This window comes from Mesorhizobium sp. YR577 (genome assembly GCF_900116595.1).
GTDB lineage: Bacteria > Pseudomonadota > Alphaproteobacteria > Rhizobiales > Rhizobiaceae > Mesorhizobium_M.
The window spans coordinates 442,785-462,415 of the sequence record NZ_FPBI01000001.1 but is presented as its reverse complement, the minus strand read 5'-3'; the positions used below and the strand labels follow the sequence as shown (position 1 = coordinate 462,415).

General features: G+C 57.2%; 15 protein-coding genes and 1 tRNA gene. 8 read left to right on the top strand and 8 right to left on the bottom strand.

Features of this window, described 5'->3' with window-relative positions; all coding sequences use genetic code 11:
- Positions 1 to 97: 97 nt before the first annotated feature.
- From BM413_RS02335 to BM413_RS02310, 6 genes are all read left to right on the top strand, one after another.
- A tRNA-Arg gene (locus BM413_RS02335) sits at positions 98 to 174 on the top strand.
- Positions 175 to 476: 302 nt separating this feature from the next.
- On the top strand, positions 477 to 1,571 hold the full coding sequence (locus BM413_RS02330; protein ID WP_091909838.1) for a Gfo/Idh/MocA family protein: 1,095 nt from the start codon (positions 477 to 479) through the stop codon (positions 1,569 to 1,571).
- Positions 1,572 to 1,808: 237 nt separating this feature from the next.
- Entirely contained in the window at positions 1,809 to 3,485 is a 1,677-nt protein-coding gene (locus tag BM413_RS02325) for a thiamine pyrophosphate-binding protein (RefSeq protein ID WP_091909837.1), read from the top strand.
- Between the two features lie 110 nt (positions 3,486 to 3,595).
- The gene (locus BM413_RS02320) at positions 3,596 to 4,639 is read left to right on the top strand and encodes a ketopantoate reductase family protein (RefSeq protein ID WP_139238543.1); all 1,044 of its coding nucleotides are present in this window, start codon (positions 3,596 to 3,598) and stop codon (positions 4,637 to 4,639) included.
- Between the two features lie 78 nt (positions 4,640 to 4,717).
- Positions 4,718 to 6,391: a thiamine pyrophosphate-binding protein gene (locus BM413_RS02315; protein ID WP_244537717.1), complete on the top strand. Its 1,674-nt coding sequence runs from the start codon at positions 4,718 to 4,720 to the stop codon at positions 6,389 to 6,391.
- 254 nt (positions 6,392 to 6,645) lie between these two features.
- Positions 6,646 to 7,851, top strand: a complete 1,206-nt coding sequence (locus BM413_RS02310; RefSeq protein ID WP_091909828.1) for an MFS transporter — start codon at positions 6,646 to 6,648, stop codon at positions 7,849 to 7,851.
- A 327-nt stretch (positions 7,852 to 8,178) separates the two neighbouring features.
- On the opposite strand, the gene BM413_RS02305 is transcribed toward BM413_RS02310, so the two are convergent.
- On the bottom strand, positions 8,179 to 9,054 hold the full coding sequence (locus BM413_RS02305; RefSeq protein ID WP_091909825.1) for a beta-keto acid cleavage family enzyme: 876 nt from the start codon (positions 9,052 to 9,054) through the stop codon (positions 8,179 to 8,181).
- 91 nt (positions 9,055 to 9,145) lie between these two features.
- Between BM413_RS02305 and BM413_RS02300 the strand changes: the two genes are divergently transcribed.
- The gene (locus BM413_RS02300) at positions 9,146 to 10,198 is read left to right on the top strand and encodes a cyclase family protein (protein WP_244537716.1); all 1,053 of its coding nucleotides are present in this window, start codon (positions 9,146 to 9,148) and stop codon (positions 10,196 to 10,198) included.
- Between the two features lie 202 nt (positions 10,199 to 10,400).
- Here BM413_RS02300 and BM413_RS02295 read toward each other — a convergent pair whose 3' ends face one another.
- The 6 genes from BM413_RS02295 to BM413_RS02270 form a co-directional block, all read right to left on the bottom strand.
- Positions 10,401 to 10,832 carry a PPC domain-containing DNA-binding protein gene (locus BM413_RS02295; RefSeq protein WP_091909819.1) on the bottom strand — a complete coding sequence of 144 codons (432 nt, stop codon included), beginning with the start codon at positions 10,830 to 10,832 and terminating at the stop codon, positions 10,401 to 10,403.
- Positions 10,832 to 11,701 (bottom strand): MBL fold metallo-hydrolase, encoded by an 870-nt coding sequence (locus BM413_RS02290; RefSeq protein WP_091909815.1) that lies wholly within the window; start codon positions 11,699 to 11,701, stop codon positions 10,832 to 10,834. Before BM413_RS02290 ends, BM413_RS02295 begins: the two co-directional genes overlap by 1 nt.
- A 24-nt stretch (positions 11,702 to 11,725) precedes the next feature.
- A complete protein-coding gene (locus tag BM413_RS02285) occupies positions 11,726 to 12,979 on the bottom strand; it encodes an LVIVD repeat-containing protein (protein WP_091909812.1) in 1,254 nt (417 codons plus the stop codon).
- 47 nt (positions 12,980 to 13,026) lie between these two features.
- Entirely contained in the window at positions 13,027 to 14,127 is a 1,101-nt protein-coding gene (locus tag BM413_RS02280) for an ABC transporter ATP-binding protein (RefSeq protein WP_175544228.1), read from the bottom strand.
- A gap of 9 nt (positions 14,128 to 14,136) precedes the next feature.
- Positions 14,137 to 15,906 (bottom strand): ABC transporter permease, encoded by a 1,770-nt coding sequence (locus BM413_RS02275; RefSeq protein ID WP_091909809.1) that lies wholly within the window; start codon positions 15,904 to 15,906, stop codon positions 14,137 to 14,139.
- 166 nt (positions 15,907 to 16,072) lie between these two features.
- Positions 16,073 to 17,128, bottom strand: coding sequence for an ABC transporter substrate-binding protein (locus BM413_RS02270; protein ID WP_175544227.1), 1,056 nt, complete (start codon positions 17,126 to 17,128; stop codon positions 16,073 to 16,075).
- Between the two features lie 308 nt (positions 17,129 to 17,436).
- On the opposite strand from BM413_RS02270, the gene BM413_RS02265 reads away from it, so the two are divergent.
- A complete protein-coding gene (locus BM413_RS02265; RefSeq protein WP_091909803.1) occupies positions 17,437 to 18,114 on the top strand; it encodes a TetR/AcrR family transcriptional regulator in 678 nt (225 codons plus the stop codon).
- Between the two features lie 358 nt (positions 18,115 to 18,472).
- On the opposite strand, the gene BM413_RS02260 is transcribed toward BM413_RS02265, so the two are convergent.
- Entirely contained in the window at positions 18,473 to 19,378 is a 906-nt protein-coding gene (locus BM413_RS02260; protein ID WP_091909800.1) for a prohibitin family protein, read from the bottom strand.
- Positions 19,379 to 19,631: the final 253 nt, after the last annotated feature.

Below are 19,631 nucleotides of genomic sequence, written 5' to 3'. Positions count from 1 at the left end.
ATCGGGCCGGCCTGCGCACTGTCGACAAAGGGCCGCAAATTTTGCTGCCCAAAACCGTTGGCGAAACGCGCCGAAGCGGCTATGTGTCGTTTCGGTTGGTCCCGTAGCTCAGTAGGATAGAGCGGCAGATTCCTAATCTGTAGGTCACAGGTTCGATTCCTGTCGGGATCACCAATTACTTAGCAGAAAACGCCATGTCTCCACGCTCCCACGACGACACCAAGCGTGGTGTTGCCTTTCCCCTCTTTCTGACAGAGTTCAGTTAGCTCGCGTAGTGTTAAGATTACGAGCTTGTCAGAGCCGCCCACCACGCCGCAACTCCTCCTCGACACCCATCGGCTTCACTCCAAGGCTCATTCCCATGAGAAGCGCTTGCACGCCATGCGTCGCTCCACTATCGTCAAATCAATCGTTCGTTTGCAACGGTTATTTGAAATTATCGTATATGGGATTTGCGCTATGCGAGGAATATCTTAATGCGCCATAACAATTTGGGGATCGCAATCGTAGGCTCCGGACGCATGGGGCTGCTGCGCGCCGGCATGGCTGCGGCTCACCCCGCCGTGACCTATGTGGCAGTTTCCGACATCGATGCTGATCGTGCCGAACTGGTTGGCAGACAGGTTTCGGCCGACCGCATTTCCGGCAGTAATTACGATGTGATCAGCGACGATAGGGTAACAGCCGTCATTGTCTCGACCAGCGAGCCAGATCATGCCGAGGCTACGATCCAGGCGCTTGATCTTGGAAAGCCAGTTCTTGTCGAAAAACCCATAGCCCTGACTTTGAAGGACGCCGACGCAATGATCACGGCTTCAAAGCGAAGCGGCGCCAGCCTGCATGTCGCCTACAGCCTGCGCTTTAACCGCAGCTACATCGTCGGCAAACAGGAAACGCTCGACGGAAAATTCGGTCGCATCATCTCGGGCGTCGGGCGGATCTACAACACGAAATCGCACGGACTGCAGATACTGAAGCGTTCTTCGGAAGCGACCTTTGTCAAAGATTCGCTGACCTACCTGGTCGATCTCTTCAATTGGTATATGGACGATGCCCACCCCGTCGAAGTAATCGCGCGCGCCAACGGCATGGCCTACCGCGATCTCGGATATGACACCGACGACGCGACCTGGGCCATCATCACCTATTCCAACGGCTCGCTCGTCAATATCGGCATCAACTACGCCCTGCCCGCCAACTATCCCACCCACGGGCGGCTGATGCGGATGGAGATCATTGGCGACAAGGGTACGATCCTTTTCGATCACGATCATTTGCAGAACATCGTCCATAGCGAGGAGGGCATGACCCATGGCTATGTCGGCCACAAGATGGAGCATGGGCTGCTGACCAGCAACGCCTCGGGAAACAAGGCCCTCGGCAGTTTCTGGGGACCACTAGGCGACGAAACAAGATCGTGGCTGGACTATCTCTCCACCGGCACCCCGTGCCCGCACTCGACCGCCGAGCAGGCACGCACCACGCTTGAACTGACAGCTGCCATTGAAATCGCCGCCAGGGAGAAACGTCCCGTAACCTTGCCGCTGGGCATAGGCACTCCGGGAATTTGACCCGATTCCGGCTGGCATCGACCAAACTCACGGTAGCGCACCAATCCGAAGTTGCGGATATGCCGGAAGCAGTTCGGCAGGCGTTTTCATGACGCCGCCTCGCGCATCAGCCACGCGCCGTACCAGAGTCTCATATGATTTAAATATTTGTTGCAAACGAATGATTGAATGATAGATGTAGCGCGAAACTGCGGATCATTGATCCGGCTGCGCCAGGCATTGCGGGAGGACTGACACATGGCGAAAATGACCGGCGCGGTAGCGCTAGCCAAGATGCTTGAGGGCTACGGCGTAACGCATGTCTTTATGGTCCCTGCAGTTCTGCGCAGAACCATGGCCGAACTAGAGGCAAGCACCGGCATTCACCGGCTGCATGTGCATGGCGAAGCGTCGGCTGCCTACATGGCGGATGGATTTGCACGCGCTGCGCGACGCCCTGCGATATGCATGGCCCAGGTCATCGGCGCGCATAATCTGGCGGCCGGTCTGCGTGACGCCTATCTGGCGCACGCGCCGGTGATCGCTATGACCGGCGGGCGCGATCCCGCTACCAAATTCCGCAAGGTCTACCAGGAGGTCGACGATATTCCCTCGTTCGAACCGGTCACCAAATTCAACGCCACGATCGATGACGTACGGCGTATTCCGGACATGGTTCGTCAGGCCTTCAAGGTTTCGGTCAGCGGGACCCCCGGTCCGGTTCACCTTCAGTTCCGTGGCAACGAAGGCCAGATCGACCAGGACGAAGCAGATTTGAATCCTTACGTGGAGCCGCTCTTCGCGGCAATTCCGCCCTTCCGGCCACGACCAGACCCCGACGCCGTAAAGGCAGCGTTGGAACTGCTTCAGGCGGCGGAACGGCCCGTGCTGGTGGCAGGCGGCGGCGTGCGCGCTTCGAACGCCGCCGGCGAACTCGTCAAACTCGCCGAACTGCTTTCAATTCCCGTCGCAACATCGCTGAACGGCAAGGATTCGATCCCGGGCTCGCATGATTTGTCGATCGGCGTGGTTGGAACCTATTCGCGCGGCAGCGCCAACCGCCTCGTCAAGGAAGCCGATCTTGTCTGCTATGTCGGTAGCGAGACAGGCAGCATGACGACAGCGTTCTGGCAGGTTCCGACACTTGATCGCGCCGTGATCCAGATCGACATCAACCCGGAAAACCTCGGACGCAACTACGACCTCAAGGCCAGCGTGCTGTCCGATGCGAAGATGGCGCTTCTGGCGATGCTGGACATCGCTGACACCAAATCGGCAGCGCGGCGCAAAGGCTGGATTGAGCGCGTCAATGCGATCAAGAGCCAATGGCGCGAGGAATATTCAAGCCTGATGGGCTCCGATGCCGTTCCGATACGGCCGGAGCGGATTTGCAGCGAACTCAGCCGCCACATGCCAGACGATGCCATTGTGGTCGTCGATACAGGACATGGCGGTATGTGGATGGGCGGAATGTACGATCTGCGTACACCCGGCCAAAGCTACATCCGGAGCGCCGGTCACCTCGGTTGGGCTTTTCCGGCGGGTCTGGGCGCAAAATGTGCGCATCCCGATCGGCCGATCGTCACATTCACCGGTGACGCCGGTTTCTGGTATCACGTCGCGGAAGTGGAGACAGCCGTTCGCTGGGGTATCAACAGCGTCACCGTCGTCAACAACAACCGGTCGGGAAATCAGTCGATGCGCGGCTTCGACCGCGTCTACGGAGGAAAGCAGACCGAGCAGGCGCGCGAACTGTGGACCTTTACCGACGTCAATTTCGCAAGACTTGCCGAGCAGATGGGCGCCGTCGGCCTGCGGGTTGAGAAGCCGGGCGAGTTTCCGGCAGCCTTGGCCAAAGCGCTTGATGCGAAGCGTCCGGTGATCATCGACGTCGTAACAGAGATCGAAGCCGTGGCGCCGGGAGCGGTCGTCTAGGTGCCGAACTGCATGCCTCATAGAATCGGTCTGCGACAAGTAGCGTCCAAAGCCGATTCGGTTTCTGTGAAGATGCCCGGGGCGGCAAGCTGCAATTGATAGGAGCAAGCGTGGACAAGAAGATCGCGGTGCTCGGCACCGGTGCAAACGGCAGCTGCATAGCCGCCGACCTGACCAATGCGGGTCTGGACGTCGTGCTGATCGACCAATGGTATGAGCATGTCGAAGCCATGCGGCTCGACGGCCTGCACATCACCATGCGCCAGAGTGAGATCCACTCAAAAGTTCGGGCTTTCCATCTGAGCGATGTCGCCACGATGCGCGAGAAATTCGACCTCGTTCTGCTCGTCACCAAATCTTACGACACGCGCTGGCACGCAGAACTGATCAAGCCATATCTAAAGGACGATGGATTTCTGGTCGGAGCCCAGAACGCGATGACTGCCCAAGTCATCGCCGATGTCGTCGGGCCTTCCCGCACACTTGGTTGCGCTGTCGAACTGTCCTCCTACTGTTTCACGCCTGGCGAGATCAAGCGAAACACCGCTCCAGACAGGACATGGTTCGGCTTGGGAAGTCTCGGCCCCTCAACCATGGGCCGGGAGGAAGAGGTAGCCTCGGTGCTGCGCAGCGCAGGCAAGGTGGAACTCGTAAACGATATTCTTTCCGCGAAATACATGAAGCTCGTCCTGAACACGATGACGCTCGCCACCATGGCCATGACCGGCGGCGAACTCACCGACGTTCAGCCCAAGGGCATGACCGAACTGATGATGATGGTGGGGACCGAGTCCCTCGCGGTCGGCAAAAAGCTTGGCCACGGCGTAGTCCCGATATTTGGCCTTACGCAGGCAGAAGTCGAGGGCAGCAACAATCTGCTGATGAAGCTGATCGAGAAGATCAATCACGACATCGGACCGGGACGCGGCCCCAACACCACACTGCAGGACCACAGAAAAGGACGTCTGAGCGAGATCGACATGATCAATGGCTATGTCGTCGAGGAAGGCCGCAAATTCGGAATTGAGACACCAGGGAACCAAGCGCTGGTAGAGGTCACGCGCCGGATTCATGCCGGCGAACTGGAGCCGAACCCATCCAATCTGGCCATCGCCATCGAACTTGCAGGAATACGAACAGTCGACGCCGGCTGATGCGCTGCATGCGCTGGTTCAGCATCGACCAGGGGATTTTGAAGAGCTGATTTTAGACTTGAAAGGATGAGCGGCCAGATGAAGAACGATCTTCCCGGTTATGAGCTTCTCGCACAAGCGTTTCATGCCGAAGGCGTGCGGGCTAACTTCACCCTGATGGGTGACGCCAATATGCATTGGACCGTCGCGCTGTCCCAGCTTGAAGGCGTCGAAACCGTCCATGCCAGGCACGAGCATTGCGCTTGCGGCATGGCGATCGGATATGGCTATGCAACCGGCAAGGTCGGGGTGGCTTCTGTCACGCTTGGGCCTGGCTTCACGCAGACCATGACGGCGCTGGCCACAGCGGCGCGTGGACACATTCCTCTCGTGCTTTTTGCCGGCGACGTGCCGGTGAATCCGGAAAATGCCAAGTGGTACAACCAGGGTCTCGAACACGCGCCGCTGGCGCTTGCCGTGGGTGCCCACCATATCGCGCCGCACAGCGCAGGCCGCCTGCTGCCGAGTGTCCGCGAGGCTTTCTTCATAGCCCAGACCGAACGAAAACCGGTTGTCCTCAGCGTTCCGTTCGACCTGCAAAAGCAGCGCCGTGTCTTGGAAGACTATGTCCCTTCGTCCAAATTCCTTCCGAACCTGCCGCCGATCCCTGCCGATCCGCGAGCCGTCGCTCAAATTGTCGAGAAGATCAGAAGTGCAACGAACCCGATTTTCATTGCCGGTCGCGGAGCTATGTACTCCGGGGCTAGCGACGCGATCCGGGAACTTGCCGAGCAGGCCGGTGCGCTGCTTTCGACGACGCTTCCGTGCCGGGGCCTGTTCGACGACGACCCCTACAATCTCGGAATTGCCGGAGGTTTCGCCAATCCGGCAGCGCGCGATGCATTCAGCCGTGCAGATCTGGTCGTCACATTTGGTGCCAGCATTACCTCCTACACCTCCGACGGCGGCAGCTTATTTCCGCACGCGTTCGTCATCCAGGTCGACTCCAATCCGCTAGGCCTGAAAGATGGCGTGCGAGCGGCTGACCTCTATGTCAGGGCGGACGCTAAGGAAGCCGCTGAGGCCATTCATACCGCATTGAAAGAGTATGCGACGCGCGACCGGCGCCTGCGTACGGCTGCAAACGCGGAACGCATCAGAGACCTATCCGTCGACCGCCGGCAGTTTTCCATCGCTCCCGACACCGTCGATCCCCGCGCTATTATCGAAGAACTGGACGGCATAATTCCAAAGGACTGGGAAATCGTCAGCGGGACCGGGCACTGTGCCTATTTCCATTCGCAGATGAAAAACCGCCGTCCCGAAAATTATCACGTCGTGCGCGAATTCGGCGCGATCGGCAACGGCATTTCCATCGCGATTGGCGTGGCGATTGCCAAGGGAAATGACAAGGTTGTTCTCATCGACGGCGACGGCAGCTTGCTGATGCACATCCAGGAATTGGAGACAATTCGCAGGCAGGGTATCAAGCTGTTGATCTGCGTGCTGAACGATGGGGCTTACGGCGCGGAAATCCACAAACTGCGTTCGGAAGGTATCGATGAAAGCAGCGCTGTTTTTGGCCGGGCCGATTTCGCCGCCATTGCAAAGGGCTTTGGATTGCGCGGAGCCGAGATTAATTCTCTGGGTGAAGCAAAAGCACTGTTCGACGACTACATCGAACAGGACAGCTCCGAAGTCTGGAACATCCAGATTTCCGATCAGGTCGTTGCACCGCTGATGCAGAAGCTGATGTCGCAAGGTCTCCGCTGAATCCAATTTGGTGACGGCAGTGCTTGCTACCGCCACCCTGTATTTATCGAACACCAACTCTCCTGACCTGGCTCCTGTGTCGGCCGCCGACATAGCAGACAACAGTCTGGCAATCACCAACCAGGAATAGCTCATCTAGAAATGACGAACGTGGACAGCTGCAGCTCAGGAACAGATTGCCACAAGCTGGAAGCCGCCACCCATGCCCCTGCACGCCTTGACCTTTTTGCCAGTCCGTCCCCGCGGTGCGCGGCATGAAAATGTTCTCCGCGCTCAAGCACAAAAACTATCGGCTCCTCTGGCTCGGAATCCTTATTTCAAATACCGGCGACTGGATGGATCTGGTTGCGCTGAACTGGTTCGTGCTCGTCACCACAGGATCATCTTTCTATCTCGGTCTGGTGAATTTAAGCCGCGGATTGCCGATCCTGATCTTTACGCTGATTGGCGGGGTCGCGGCCGATCACTTCGAACGTCGGCGTCTTATGATGGTGACGCAGGCAACAGCAATGGTGCTGGCCTTCGTGCTCGCCGGGATCGTCTACAGCGGCGGGACCAATATCAGTTTGATCTTGATGATTGCCACCGCCCGCGGCATCGTCATTTCCTTCAACTTGCCCGCACGTCATTCCCTGATATCGACCATTGTGCCACGGGAAGATCTTCCCAATGCGATCGCTCTCAGCTCGGTGACGTTGAACCTCACCAAGGTCATTGGACCGTCGATCGCTGGCATATTCATCGGCCTGGTGGGTACGGCAGGCTGCTTCCTGATAAACGGAATCAGTTTTCTAGTCGTGTTGTGGTCGCTAGGCGCCATGCGAATCGTGGCCGACCCGGTCCGGCAGGAAAAGCTATCGATCTTACGCGGTATCGGCGAAGCCCTTATCTATGTGCGCGGAAACCGCGCCATCCTGCTTCTGGTGCTGATCGCAATCGTCCCGACGTTTCTCGGTCAGCCCTATATCCATCTGCTCACCCTCTTTGCGCACGACGTCTTCAAGATAGGCCCGGCTGGGCTAGGCTTCATCACGTCCTGTGCCGGAGCCGGATCGATTCTCGGCGGTTTACTGGTTGCCTCGATGTCGCTGCGCTCCAGGCACGGGACGACCATGATCATCTTTCTGATCGCGTTTGGCGTGCTGCTGCTCTGTTTTGCACTCAACCCAGTCTTCGTTCTAGCTCCCGCTATCCTGGTCGGCGTCGGAGCCATGCACATCGCCTACAACGCCACCAACAACACCATTTTGCAGATGAGCGTCGATGACAAAATTCGCGGTCGCGTGCTTAGCGTGCTGTTTCTGAACCGCGGACTTGTACAGCTGGGAACCGCGATGGGAGCGATACTCTCGGCTCTTATCGGGCCGCAGTTTGCTCTGGCCGGCATGGCGACCATGATCATTGTCTTCGGCACGGCACTTATTATCTGGTCACCCACAGTCCGCAATCTGAAGGTCTGAACGCAACAGACGTGCCTTGCGGTCTTGGGCTTGGGCCCATTTTGTCATGCAGGCGAATGATATCGTCACAAAACAAGCCGCCAAGGAATTTATCCGGGGTACGTCATGACTATGCTTGGCTTTTTGCCCGCCGGTGCTACCCTTCCTTCGAAGGCTGGGCAATCTCATTTGCATAGTGCTGAGCTATTTCGGCACTGATGAACAATTGAAACTGATGCATGATGTGTCCGTTATCCGCAGTCTCTGCGGAAGATCCTGCGCACGCGACCAAGGCTCTGACTCTATTTCCGGCCGTCTCGCGAGACGATGGAGCGTTGCTTTCCGAGACTAGTGCGCAATGCCTAAAATGGTGCGGGCCTCTGCCGCTGTGGCCATTTCCCCGCCGAGGGCGTCAACGATGGTGACTGCCTTATCGACCAATTCAGCGTTGTCCCGGGCGAGCTGGCCCTTTCGGATTTGGACGGCATCTTCCAGCCCTACGCGAACATGGCCGCCGAGTAGATAAGACTGCGCAACCATCGGGAAGGCCATGCGGCCAATGCCGAAGCAGGCCCACGTGGCATCGGGCGGCAGCATCGAGCGCGCGTAGAACAAGGCCTCCGGATTGCCGGCAAAACCATAGCGGATGCCAGTGACGATCTGGAATAGGGGTGGGCTTTTCAGCACGCCCTGTTCGATCAGGGCAAGGCCGAGATTGATGTCGCCGCTGTCAAAGACTTCGAGCTCGGGGATCGTACCTGCCTCATAGATCGCTTCGGCCATGATCTTCACATTGTCGGGGGTGTTGATCACGACTGCGGACCCGGACCACATAGTGTTAAGATCGAGGCTGCAGATGTCGGGCTTGATCGCGGTTATGTGTTCGACCCGGCGCAGCGGGTGCACCAGCGTGGTACCTGGAGCCGCAACCGCAGGGTTGTCGGCGCTCGGCACGAAACGTTGTCCCGGGCCGGTGGTCAGATTGATCAGCACATCCGTCGAAGACGACCGAATGCGATCCACAGTCTCGCGATAGTGGTCGAGTTCCATACTGGGGCGGCCGTCTGCATAGCGCACATGGAGATGGGCGATGGCGGCGCCGGCCTTGGCGGACTCAATTGCCGCATCAGCAATCTGTTTGGGTGTGCAGGGCAAGCCGGGGTGCTGCGAAAGCGTCGTCTGGTTTCCCGTCACCGCAACGCTCAAAATTGTCTTGGCCGCCATTTGCACTGCATTCCTTCCGACATCTGTTAAATAATGAAAACGAACGACTAATAGAAACAAACGTTTGAAACTGTCAAGGCATTTGGGTAGTGTGCTCGCAGCACTGACCGCGGCGGTCATGCATGAAAGAATTTGTTTTTATCGGGAGCATGAAATGCCTTTGAATGCCGATCCAAACGCACCAGCAAAATTGTCGATGAAGGATATTGAAAGCGCGGCAGACCGGCTCAAGAATTGGAACCGGTGGGGAGAAAGCGATCATGTCGGCACACTGAATTACACAACGGCGGATGATATCATTTCTGCGGCTGGACTGGTTCGCAAAGGTCGCGTTATCTCTCTCGCGATCAACCTCGACAACAACGGCCCTCAAGGCGGCAAGACCAAATTTCCGCCTGTGGGCCGCTTCAATCCAGTCCACACCATGCTGCGCACGGGAACGGACGCCTATTCCGGCGTGCTTGACAAGCGCGGCATCCGTTCGGCCGACGACCTTGTTCTGCTGCCGTTGCAGGCCGCCACTCACTGGGACGGTCTCGGGCATATTTTCTACGGCAACAATATGTGGAACGGCTATGACTGCCGTGAGGTTTCCTCGTTCGGCGCGGCCAAATGCGGCATCGAGCATACTAAGGAAAAGATGGTTGGCCGTGGCGTACTGCTGGACATAGCCAGGCACCTCGGCGTCGACTGGCTGGACGACGGTTTTGCCATCACCAGCGAGATGCTGGACGAATGCGCGAAAGCCCAGGGCGTCGAAGTGCGCAAGGGCGATTACCTGCTGATCCGCACCGGCCATATGGAAGCGAAGTGGGAAGCCGGAAGCTGGGACGGCTATCCAGGCGGCGACGCTCCAGGTCTAGCATTCGACACGCTAGATTGGCTGCAGGAAAAACAGGTTGCGGCCGTGGCCACCGACACATGGGGTGTCGAGGTGCGGCCGAACGAGACGACAGACGCCAATCAGCCATGGCACTGGATCTGCATACCGATCATGGGTCTCACTATGGGCGAGATCTTCAAACTGGATGAACTGGCCAAGGATTGCGCCCAGGACAAAACATACGACTTCCTGTTCGTCGCGCCGACACTTCCGATCACCGGCGCCGTGGGTTCCCCGATCAACCCGCTGGCAATCCGATAGATCTATCCTTTCTGGGTTTCATCATGGCTGGCTGGACCATTCGCGGTCCGGTCCGCCTTTGCTTGCGGTTCCCGGAGCTTGGCCAGACAGTACGCCGCCAAATTCGCGGCCCGAAAATTTCCGACGCCTTTGCGCAAGTTGCTCAGAACGCAAAACGCCCGCGCGCGGGCGTTTCCGATTGCCGGCTAGGTCTGACGGCAGGCTAATCGATAAGCAACTCATATATCTGGGTCGTCAGTCCGCCTTTGATTGTGCCGTCGCAGAGATGGCCGATCAGCGTCTCCTCCGTGGCGCCAGGACCGCCGCTCAAGCCCAGATGGATATGTACGAATGGCTGCGGCTCGTCCCAAACCACGTCGCCGAGAATTGCCGGCGGCTTTTCTGGCCAGGATATGTTTCCATATCCAACCAGTTCGCGCCAATCGACAAAGTGATGATGGCGGAGATCGTGGCCTTCCATGCTGTTGAAGCCGGACACGATCTTGGTTTCGGAGAGCGCGCCGAGCAGGAACACCGACCCCGCCCGGATGTTTTTCTCGCGGACGAAGGCATTGATCTGGGTGAAGTAATCGTCGCCTGGGTCACACTTGATCTGGAATATGCGGCCGAGCCTGAACTCCTGCGCCTTATACATCAGGCAACTCCCTTGATTTCATCATAGACCCGCGAAATGCCCTCCCGGAACGTTTCCCGCCTCTGGTTGAGCCAATATTCGCCACGGGATGTATCGACGCGGAAGAAGCGCTTGGTTAGAGCTTCGTCGACGATCACTTCGTCTTTGGACAGGCCCTTGTTCACGAGATCGCCGACCGCACCCAAAATGTCGACCATCCGCTGACGCTGCTTGCGAACGACGTCCTTTCCGCAGATGTCGCCGTGGCCAGGCACAATCGTTTCGATCGGAAGCGCCTCGATCCAGTCGAGAGCGCGGATCCAGTCGCCGATATGGGCGTCCCGCATGCCTCCGCCATGATGGCTGACGATATCGCTGGAGAAGAGAATTCCTTCTTCCGGCAGGTAGACGGACGACGTTGCCGGTGAATGGCCCGCGAGACGGCGAATGTTGAACGTGTAAGGCTCGAGGTGCAGGAGCATCGTCTCTTCCCAACAGAAAGTTGGGGAGGGGATTGGGGCATTCTGGATCTTGTCGGCCTCTTCCGTATGGCCCTGATCCCTCAGCGTTTCGACGAATATCTCCTTGGAGAAGGCATTGTCGCTCTTCTGGATTTCGTCAAACGCAACCTGAGGCGCCAGGAAGTTCACCGTATCGCCGATGCCTTCGATGAAGGATGAGCCGGCGACATGGTCGCCGTGATAGTCGGTGGTGATAAGATACCTGCCGCCCTTCGGATGCAGTCCCTTAACCACTTGCTGCCAATGCGCCGAGTCGGAGGGGCGCACCGGGCAGTCGATGAGGACGGCACCCGATTTGGTAACAACTGCCGCGACATTCGCCCAGTCGTAGCCAGTTTCGACAAAAACATTCGTTCCTAGTTGCTGCATCACCTGTTCTCCCGCAACCCAGTCTCAGCCAGTGTACTCAAGAATGTGCAGGCCGAGGCCCCAGCGGTCGGTGATGTAGATCAGGCCGGTCTGGCGATCGACGAACACCTCGTTGGTCTGCGGACAGAACCGCTCCTTTGTTCCGGCTGGAATATAGTATCCGAGTTCCTTCGGCTCGAACGGATTGGACCAGTCGACGATACGAACACCAGCGTTGAACCAGGTCAGATAAAGCGGATCGTCAGCCTTCATCCACTGCCAGGTGTTGTGGGCGCCGTAGCGGGCGCCCTGCTGGCACCAGGACCCATCCTTCGGCCGCATGGTGATGGGGTCGATCGGATAGGGATTGAAGGTGCTGATCGAGATCGGCTTCTGATCGTTGCGCATGTCATAGAAGGTGGCAAATGCCGGTGGGTGCGCGCAATTGTTGCTGTGAGTCTCGGTCAAAAGGATGCCGAAGGCAGATCCTTCGGGAACAATGAACGTGTGCGATGCCGGCGACCAGTTGTGCGTCTCGTAGGGATTTTGCCGCCACATCAGGCTTGGCTTTGTCGGGTCTGTCAAATCCATAATGCCGAAGCCGCCACGCCGCCACGCGCAGGTCACATAGTTTCCAAATGGCTGCGCTTCGTGAAGGTCCATGCTCTTCTTGCTCAGAAGTTCCATGTCCCAGGTCGGGGTTTCACCAGCCGCCTCGTTCTGGCCGGGCACCCAGCCCTCGCCGATCAGTTCCGGATTGGAAGGGTCCTTCATATCGTGCACGATCAAGACTCGGCCGTTACAACCATCCTTGAACCCGCCGCTATAGAGAAGCTTGCGATGCGGATCGTAGACCGGACGGTGAATGCCGTTCCCCTCGGTCTCGACATATTTCATGAATTTTGGTTCGCGCGGATTGCTATTGTCGTAAAGCCGCAGGCCGCCTTTGACATCGGGATCGTCCGCGCCAGGCTTCTTGTCGACATTCATGATCAGAACATCATCGACCAGAAGGACTTTGTGGCTTCTCGCCGTAGGCGGATGCTTGATCTGGTGAATTACCGTCGGATTGGAAGGATCAGCTACGTCGAGGACAGTCAGTCCATAAGAGCCGTAAAGTCCCGCACCGGCGATATAGCAAATGCCATCTTTGACCCGGATCTGGAACGCATCGCCCCACCCGTTTAGATCCGAATGGCCGACCAGACGCACGTTGCGCGACTCCTCTTTCCGCGGTTCCGTGAGGATGCTCGGGCATTCCGATTCCGGCATCGGCTTGAGAAAATATGGCTTGTTCAATGGAATGACCTCCTGCTTACTGGATTCCGAAATGTTGGTTGAATGGATCAGGCAATGGCGGGCAGCAGCCGGCTTGTATCCGAACTGAATTGCAGCCGAATATGTTCGCCGACCGAGACAAGACTGGTGATTGGGAGCTTGGCCAGAACTGGCTGCGACTGCGCCCTGACGGTGCATTCGATGGCCTCGCCAAGAAACATCACCTTTTCGACATCGCCATCCAGAATGTTCGCATCGGCCTTCTGGCCCGGTTGCGCCACACTGAGGGTCTCGGGCCGTACAGCCAACTTGGCCCGGGCCCCCGTGGCCAAACCTGGCGCCATGACGCAGCGAAAAGTGCCCTGCGCGGTTTGCACGACCCCTTTGCCTTGCGCTGCTTCTTCCAGAACGATGCCATCGAACAGGTTTACCCGGCCGACGAACTGCGCCACGAAATCGTTGATGGGATTGGTGTAGAGTTCGTAAGGCGTAGCTTCCTGAACGATCTTGCCGCCATACATCACTGCGATACGATCCGACATGGCAAGCGCTTCGACCTGGTCGTGCGTCACATAGATCGACGTTATGCCCAGTCGTTTCGTCAGCTCCTTGATCTCTACGCGAAGGTCTTCGCGAAGCTTGGCGTCAAGATTGCTGAGCGGTTCGTCGAGTAGCAAAACTTCAGAACTCGATACCAAGGCGCGTGCCAAGGCAACGCGTTGCTGCTGACCGCCGCTCAAATAGGGCGCCGGTCTGTCGGCGAGATGTCCCATCTGCATGAGATCGAGCATCTCCATCACCCGGCGCCGATACTCAACCTTCGAAACCTTCCGCTCACCATTGGTTAGCGGAAAGGCAACATTGTTAAATACGGTCATATGCGGCCAGATCGCGTATGACTGAAACACCATACCAATCGGTCGCTGATGCGGCGGCACGAAAATGCCCGGTGCGGCGACAACCTTGTCGCCGATCGTGACGCGTCCCCGATCGGGTGTTTCCAGGCCGGCAATGCAGCGAAGAGTCGTACTCTTTCCGCAGCCGCTTGGGCCAAGCAAGGTATAAAATTCGCCTTTTTCGATCTGGAAGCTTACGTCCTTGAGGGCCGCAACAGACGACCCGCCAAACGACGAGAAGTCTTTGCCTAGTCCGGTGACAGTAATTTTCATAATAATCTCTTAGTTCTGGCGGCTGATTTGAGAAATGAAACGGCGCAGCAACATCGTCAGAGGAATCAGGATGATGACCATGATGACGCCCATGGCCGCGGCAACCGGGGCATACTGCTCCCAGTTTTCCCAGAGATAGACGGCGAACACCTTGTTATCGCGCCCGGACAGCATCAGCGGGATTGCAAATGCCCGCAGCGCATGGACGGCGACCCAAATCCACCCCGCTGCGAATGCGGGAAACAGGAGTGGAAGCGTTATGCGCATCATCGTCTTGAACACGGTGGCGCCACAGACATAGGCGGCCTGTTCAAGCTCCTTGTGAATTTGCATGATCGCCCCGTTCATCAGCCGGGTGCAAAAAGGCAGGTAGGATATCGTCAGTCCCAGCACGACGATCCAGATCGTGCCGTAGATGCCGAGCCGATTGAGCGGTGGCGTCAGGAAGGCCATCATCAGGGCCGTTGCGGTGACGATCCCTGGCACAGCCAGCGGCATGAATACAGTGTAGTCGAGCACAGCAGAAATCGTCTTGCTGCCGTGGTTTCGTACAATCATCCAGGAAGCAAAGAAGGACAGAAGAGTTGTTATTGTCGCGGTCATAATCATCAGCAGGAACGTGTTCCAGACGATCCTGACGATCTGGTCATTGCTGAAGACGGTGACGAAATTCTTGATCGAGACAACCTGCAGCGCTTCCCATGACGGCGGCCGGTAACTCGGCAACAGACTGGTCCAAAGCAGAATTGCAAATGGCAATACCGTCGAAATAATGAAGTAGACCACGACGACTGCCAGGGCTGCGTAACGCCACTTGCCGATCGAGATGATGCGCGGACGAAAACCTTTGCCCGTCACCGTTGTGAATCTCTCTGCATGACGAATGGACCGCCGGTACACCAACAGCAACAACATCATCAGCAGCATGAAGAGAACGCCATAGACCGCCGCAAGACCATAGTCGATCGGCGCTTGGACGCGGGTCGTAAAATAGATCATCGTGCTGAGGACGAAGACGCCGCCGGGAAGACCAACCGCGAGCGCGGATTCGAACGACTCCATGCTCAGGATAAAAGAATACATGCCCGCAGCGAGAATCGCCGGAGCCAAGACGGGCAGTGTAACTTTCAGGAACGTCTTGATCCGGTTGGCTTTGGACGTCATTGCCGCTTCTTCCAAGGTAGGATCCATCATTCGAAAGCTGCCGACAACCATTAGAAAGATGGTCGTTACGCCACGAATGCTGTCCAAGAAGATCAGTCCACCCACGGAGAAGATGTCGATGGGGCCTTTGCCGATGTCGAGGCCGACAAGATTCAACAGCCCGCGCAAGGCCACATTCAAAGCGCCTGAATTTGGCGAAAGCAGTAAGGCCCATCCCATCGCGAACAGAATGCCCGGCATGGCCATGGGGATGATGATGACCATCCAGGCAAGGTTGCGGAACGGCATGTCTGTGCGTTCGACGAGAAATGCCAGAAGAACCGCAAGGCAGAGGGCAAACAAAGTGCCGATAGCAGCAATCCAGAAGGTTCTGCCAAGTGTTTCCAATAGATTGGGCTGTGTCAGGGCATAGCCATAATTGTCCAGCGTCCAGCCATCAGGGAAAGCCGGGTGGCCTTCCTGGAATGAGGAAATTACCAACCGGATAACCGGCAAGACGACCATCAGCAAAATAAGCGCGGTGATAAAAATCAATGTGAGGTTGTTTGAAAGCCAGCCGAAGATCCGTGATCGACCTTGCGCCGATGCGGAGGGCTGAATATCGATAGACGCCATCGTATCCTCGTCATTTCCAACGCAGGGACTTGGGCCGTTCCCAACACGTAATTAAGTGGCGGACGCCGGGCCGCCCTCAGGCGGCCAGAACGAGAATTATCATTTCCGTGACTTTTTCAGAGTGGTTGGACCGTCGCAATCTGCCTCCGGCTAAACCTTGCTCGGTCTACCGGCCGGTGGGAAAGCCCCAGATGGACACAATGGCTTTGCTGGCTTCACTCTGAGCCTTGCCATCCGATTCCCAGCCTGCCCAGAAAGGCTCGGCGCCTACCGCGTGGGTATAGTTGTAGGCGTCGGTTCCCTTTTTCATGGGATTGCTCTGTCCGAAAGCGTCGTATGCCTTTGACCCCTCGGTGGCCATGTAAGCCGCCAGCAGGATGGCAGAGTTTGGCGATTCACCGCCCTTCATCACGGCAAGCGCTTCGCCGACCTGATAGGGAAAGAGCTTCGGAACGACGATGGTGATTGGAGAGTTCGGATCGCTTCTGAGGATTGTCTTTACGGCATGGTATTGAATGCCGCAGAGCAGCGAGTATTCTCCAGCCGCCAGCAGAGATGTCGCAGAGTTGGTGGTGGACATCCATACCGGATTGTTGGCCACTAGGGCCTTCTGGTAGGCATCGCCTTTTTCTGCGCCCCATTTCAGGTACTGCTGGACGAACGCAAGCGGACGCGAATAGACACCCACTTGGCCTTTCCACTTCGGATCCAGGCATGATTCCCAATCCTTGGGAGCATCGGCCTCGGCTACGCGATTCTTATTGTAAGCCAGAACGAACTGGTTGAAACCCGTGCCCAGAAAATAGCCTTTCGGGCTGATGTCGCTGGAATCTATGGCAGGAAACAGCGCATTCCAATCGATCGGCTCGACGACGCCGGCGCTGATGAACTTGTCGCGCAGTTCGCCCGAAACGTTGACCAGGTCGGAATCCACAAGACCGGTCAGGGCTTCATTCAGGATCCGCTCCCGATCGTCCAGGCCGCTGACGAACTGGAGTTCCATCGTCAGTCCATATTTTTCTTTGAACCCCTTCACCGTGTCATCGATGATCTCGCCCCTCCAGGTGGAAGCGATCTTCACAGGCGGTTCCTTCTTTGCCAGTTCGACGATCTCATCGAGGGTTTTGCCGATCTCCGCGGCATATCCAGAACCGCCCAGAACGGCGGATGCAGCAAGGAAAGCTGCTGTGAATCCCAGTCCTCGACCGTAAAACGTACCCATTCCAATCCTCCCAACAGATTCGCTCGCCGGACACATCAACCTGACGGCATATGAAGGCCGTCCAATTGCTCCAACCCAAATTAGGTCCAGCTAAGAAAATCCATATATGTGATTTAAACGTTCGTGTAAACTGTATCATCATATTTTGTTGGATTTGTAGCGTATACCGGACCGCTTCGCTCACCCCTAGATGCCTGAAAATACTTCATCATATCCACTTAAGCCGAAGCTAACGGTGCAGGAACGTATTGACCCCAGATAAGGGATTAACTATCCTGCTTCATACGAGTTTTTAAAAGGGACTCCCGATGATAGCCAAGAATCAAGCGAGTCCACCCGGAGCGCTTACTCGCGACAGAATCCTTGAAGCAGCGCGAGAATTGTTCGCCGAGCATGGAGTGGAAGCCGTGAGCCTGCGCGAACTTACCAGTCGCGCAGGCGTAAACCTTGCAGCGATTCACTATCATTTCGGCTCGAAGGACGCCTTACTGGAGGAGTTGTTCAGCCGCAGCTCCCAACCTATCGTGAAATGGCGCCTGGAGTTACTCAGCAATGTAAGGCGGAGGGAAGATGGGCGCCCTATACTCGAGGACGTGTTGGAGGCTTTCCTACGGCCGGCGCTCTCATCAGGCAGACGTCAAAACAGTACATTCGTCCGGCTGCGAGCACGACTGGCGCTGGAACGACATGAATCAATTCGACGCATCCTCAGCACGGCCTTCGACGTTTCGAGCCGAGCCATCATCGAGGCTATTGGCGAAGCGCTGCCGGAACTACCGCGCAGCGAACTCTATTGGCGGTTTCATTTCGTCATTGGAGCCATGTTTTATACGATGGCAGATTCGGGGCGGATTCAGGCGCTTTCGGAAGGCCAATGCGACCCTGGCAATGTTGAAGAGTCAATACGCCGGCTCGTTGCGATCTCTGCAAGTATTTTTAGAGATGGCACCCCTGACAGGCAGGATAAAAAATTCAACGAAAATTAGAATTAAATGCGGCTATCGCGCTGGAACTTGATGCTTGAGGCAGTCGGTAAAGTTGAAGATGCAATCTTCGACACTGGATGCGTCGAGCGCTTCCAATGCCAGGCTGGATTCTAGTGCGTTCAAGTTCGCTCTTGCGGCCGCGCCTCCTGGCACCGAAGCAATTTTCCGTCAGCCATAATCTTTCGTCTGACGTGGCGTCGGGCGCGATTAAGGAAGCGGTGCATGCGCAAGGTAGCGCAGATCGACTCCGACGACGTGAAAGAACGACCGTCTCCCGGCATCGGCAGGGAGAGGTGCATTTTTCTAACATGCTTCGCGCGGCGCGGCCGGTCGAAACCGGCCGCGTGGTGGAAAGCAATCAATCCTGCGCCACGGGCCGCGTATCCAGGTTCAGCATCGGAATGCTGCCATTCGGAAGCATCGTCTGGGGAAGCTGGCCGTTCCAGCGCTCTGCCTGCGTCAGGGCGACAAGGCCCGGATTGTCGCGCAAGGCATCGCCGCGCGCCTTGATTGCAAGAGCTTCTGCATCGCCGCGAAGCTGGATCGCTTCGGCCTCGGCCTGGGCTTGCAGGCGTACGGAATCAGCCTGCGCCTGGGCCTGAGCGCGCTGTGCGTCGGCTTGCGCATTGGCTTGCGTGACGGTTATCTCGGCCTGCACCTTTTCCCGTTCCGCGTTCTGGCGCAAACGCTGCACTTCGACTTCGGCCAGCATGCGCTGCTCGATGGATTGTTCGTAGGCGTCCGAGAAATCAATATTCTCGATCTGCACCGAGTCGATCACCACCGGCCCGGCAACGCTTCGCTGAATGGCTTCGGCAATCTCCTGGTTGAGGCGGCCGCGCTCCTGAATCGCCGTCACCGCGTTGAAGCGGCCGAAAACCGTCTTGGTTTCCTCGAAAACCTTGCGCTCGACCAGGCGCGACAACAGCCCCTCTTCCGAGCCGTATTTTTCATAGACCGTATCGACCTGATCGACCGGGATCCGATAGTTCACCGAAAGCTTGATGTCGGCCGGCTGCTGGTCGCGGCTGTAGGCCTCCATCTTGTCGTAGACGACAGCCTTGGACTGGACGGAAACGCGCACGACGGCGTCGATCATCGGCAGTTTGAAACCGAGGCCAGGTTCAGCCGTGCCGGCAATGGCGCCATAGCGCAGGATGACGCCGCGCTCGCCCTGGTCGATCGTGTACCAGGACCCCAGCACAACCAGAACGGCCACTATTGCGGCGGCGGCAAGAACGCCGAGCCTCAGATTGCTTCCCATTATCTGCTCCTTTTTTGAAATGGACCGGGCCTCGTACGAGAGGACCGCGAGCCATAGGCCGCAAAACTCACGCAATGATTCTACCGACGATTGCAAGAATCGAGATGGCGATATGTGCGGGGAATGGCGCTCAAGCCATCATCATGACGGAAACGACTTCAGAGACGCCGGTTCTTGTGACTGCGAAGTGGAAGGGAAAGCCTTGCAATGATACGCGTAGCCGCGGACACCTGACGTACCAACCGCAACCTTT

Excerpts from the sequence above, each read along its gene's own strand:
- BM413_RS02265 (WP_091909803.1), top strand. The coding sequence starts at position 17,437 with ATGATAGCCAAGAATCAAGCGAGTCCACCCGGAGCGCTTACTCGCGAC.
- BM413_RS02330 (WP_091909838.1), top strand. The coding sequence starts at position 477 with ATGCGCCATAACAATTTGGGGATCGCAATCGTAGGCTCCGGACGCATG.
- BM413_RS02325 (WP_091909837.1), top strand. The coding sequence starts at position 1,809 with ATGGCGAAAATGACCGGCGCGGTAGCGCTAGCCAAGATGCTTGAGGGC.
- BM413_RS02290 (WP_091909815.1), bottom strand. The coding sequence starts at position 11,701 with ATGCAGCAACTAGGAACGAATGTTTTTGTCGAAACTGGCTACGACTGG.
- BM413_RS02305 (WP_091909825.1), bottom strand. The coding sequence starts at position 9,054 with ATGGCGGCCAAGACAATTTTGAGCGTTGCGGTGACGGGAAACCAGACG.
- BM413_RS02270 (WP_175544227.1), bottom strand. The coding sequence starts at position 17,128 with ATGGGTACGTTTTACGGTCGAGGACTGGGATTCACAGCAGCTTTCCTT.
- BM413_RS02260 (WP_091909800.1), bottom strand. The coding sequence starts at position 19,378 with ATGGGAAGCAATCTGAGGCTCGGCGTTCTTGCCGCCGCCGCAATAGTG.
- BM413_RS02280 (WP_175544228.1), bottom strand. The coding sequence starts at position 14,127 with ATGAAAATTACTGTCACCGGACTAGGCAAAGACTTCTCGTCGTTTGGC.
- BM413_RS02315 (WP_244537717.1), top strand. The coding sequence starts at position 4,718 with ATGAAGAACGATCTTCCCGGTTATGAGCTTCTCGCACAAGCGTTTCAT.
- BM413_RS02275 (WP_091909809.1), bottom strand. The coding sequence starts at position 15,906 with ATGGCGTCTATCGATATTCAGCCCTCCGCATCGGCGCAAGGTCGATCA.
- BM413_RS02295 (WP_091909819.1), bottom strand. The coding sequence starts at position 10,832 with ATGTATAAGGCGCAGGAGTTCAGGCTCGGCCGCATATTCCAGATCAAG.
- BM413_RS02310 (WP_091909828.1), top strand. The coding sequence starts at position 6,646 with ATGAAAATGTTCTCCGCGCTCAAGCACAAAAACTATCGGCTCCTCTGG.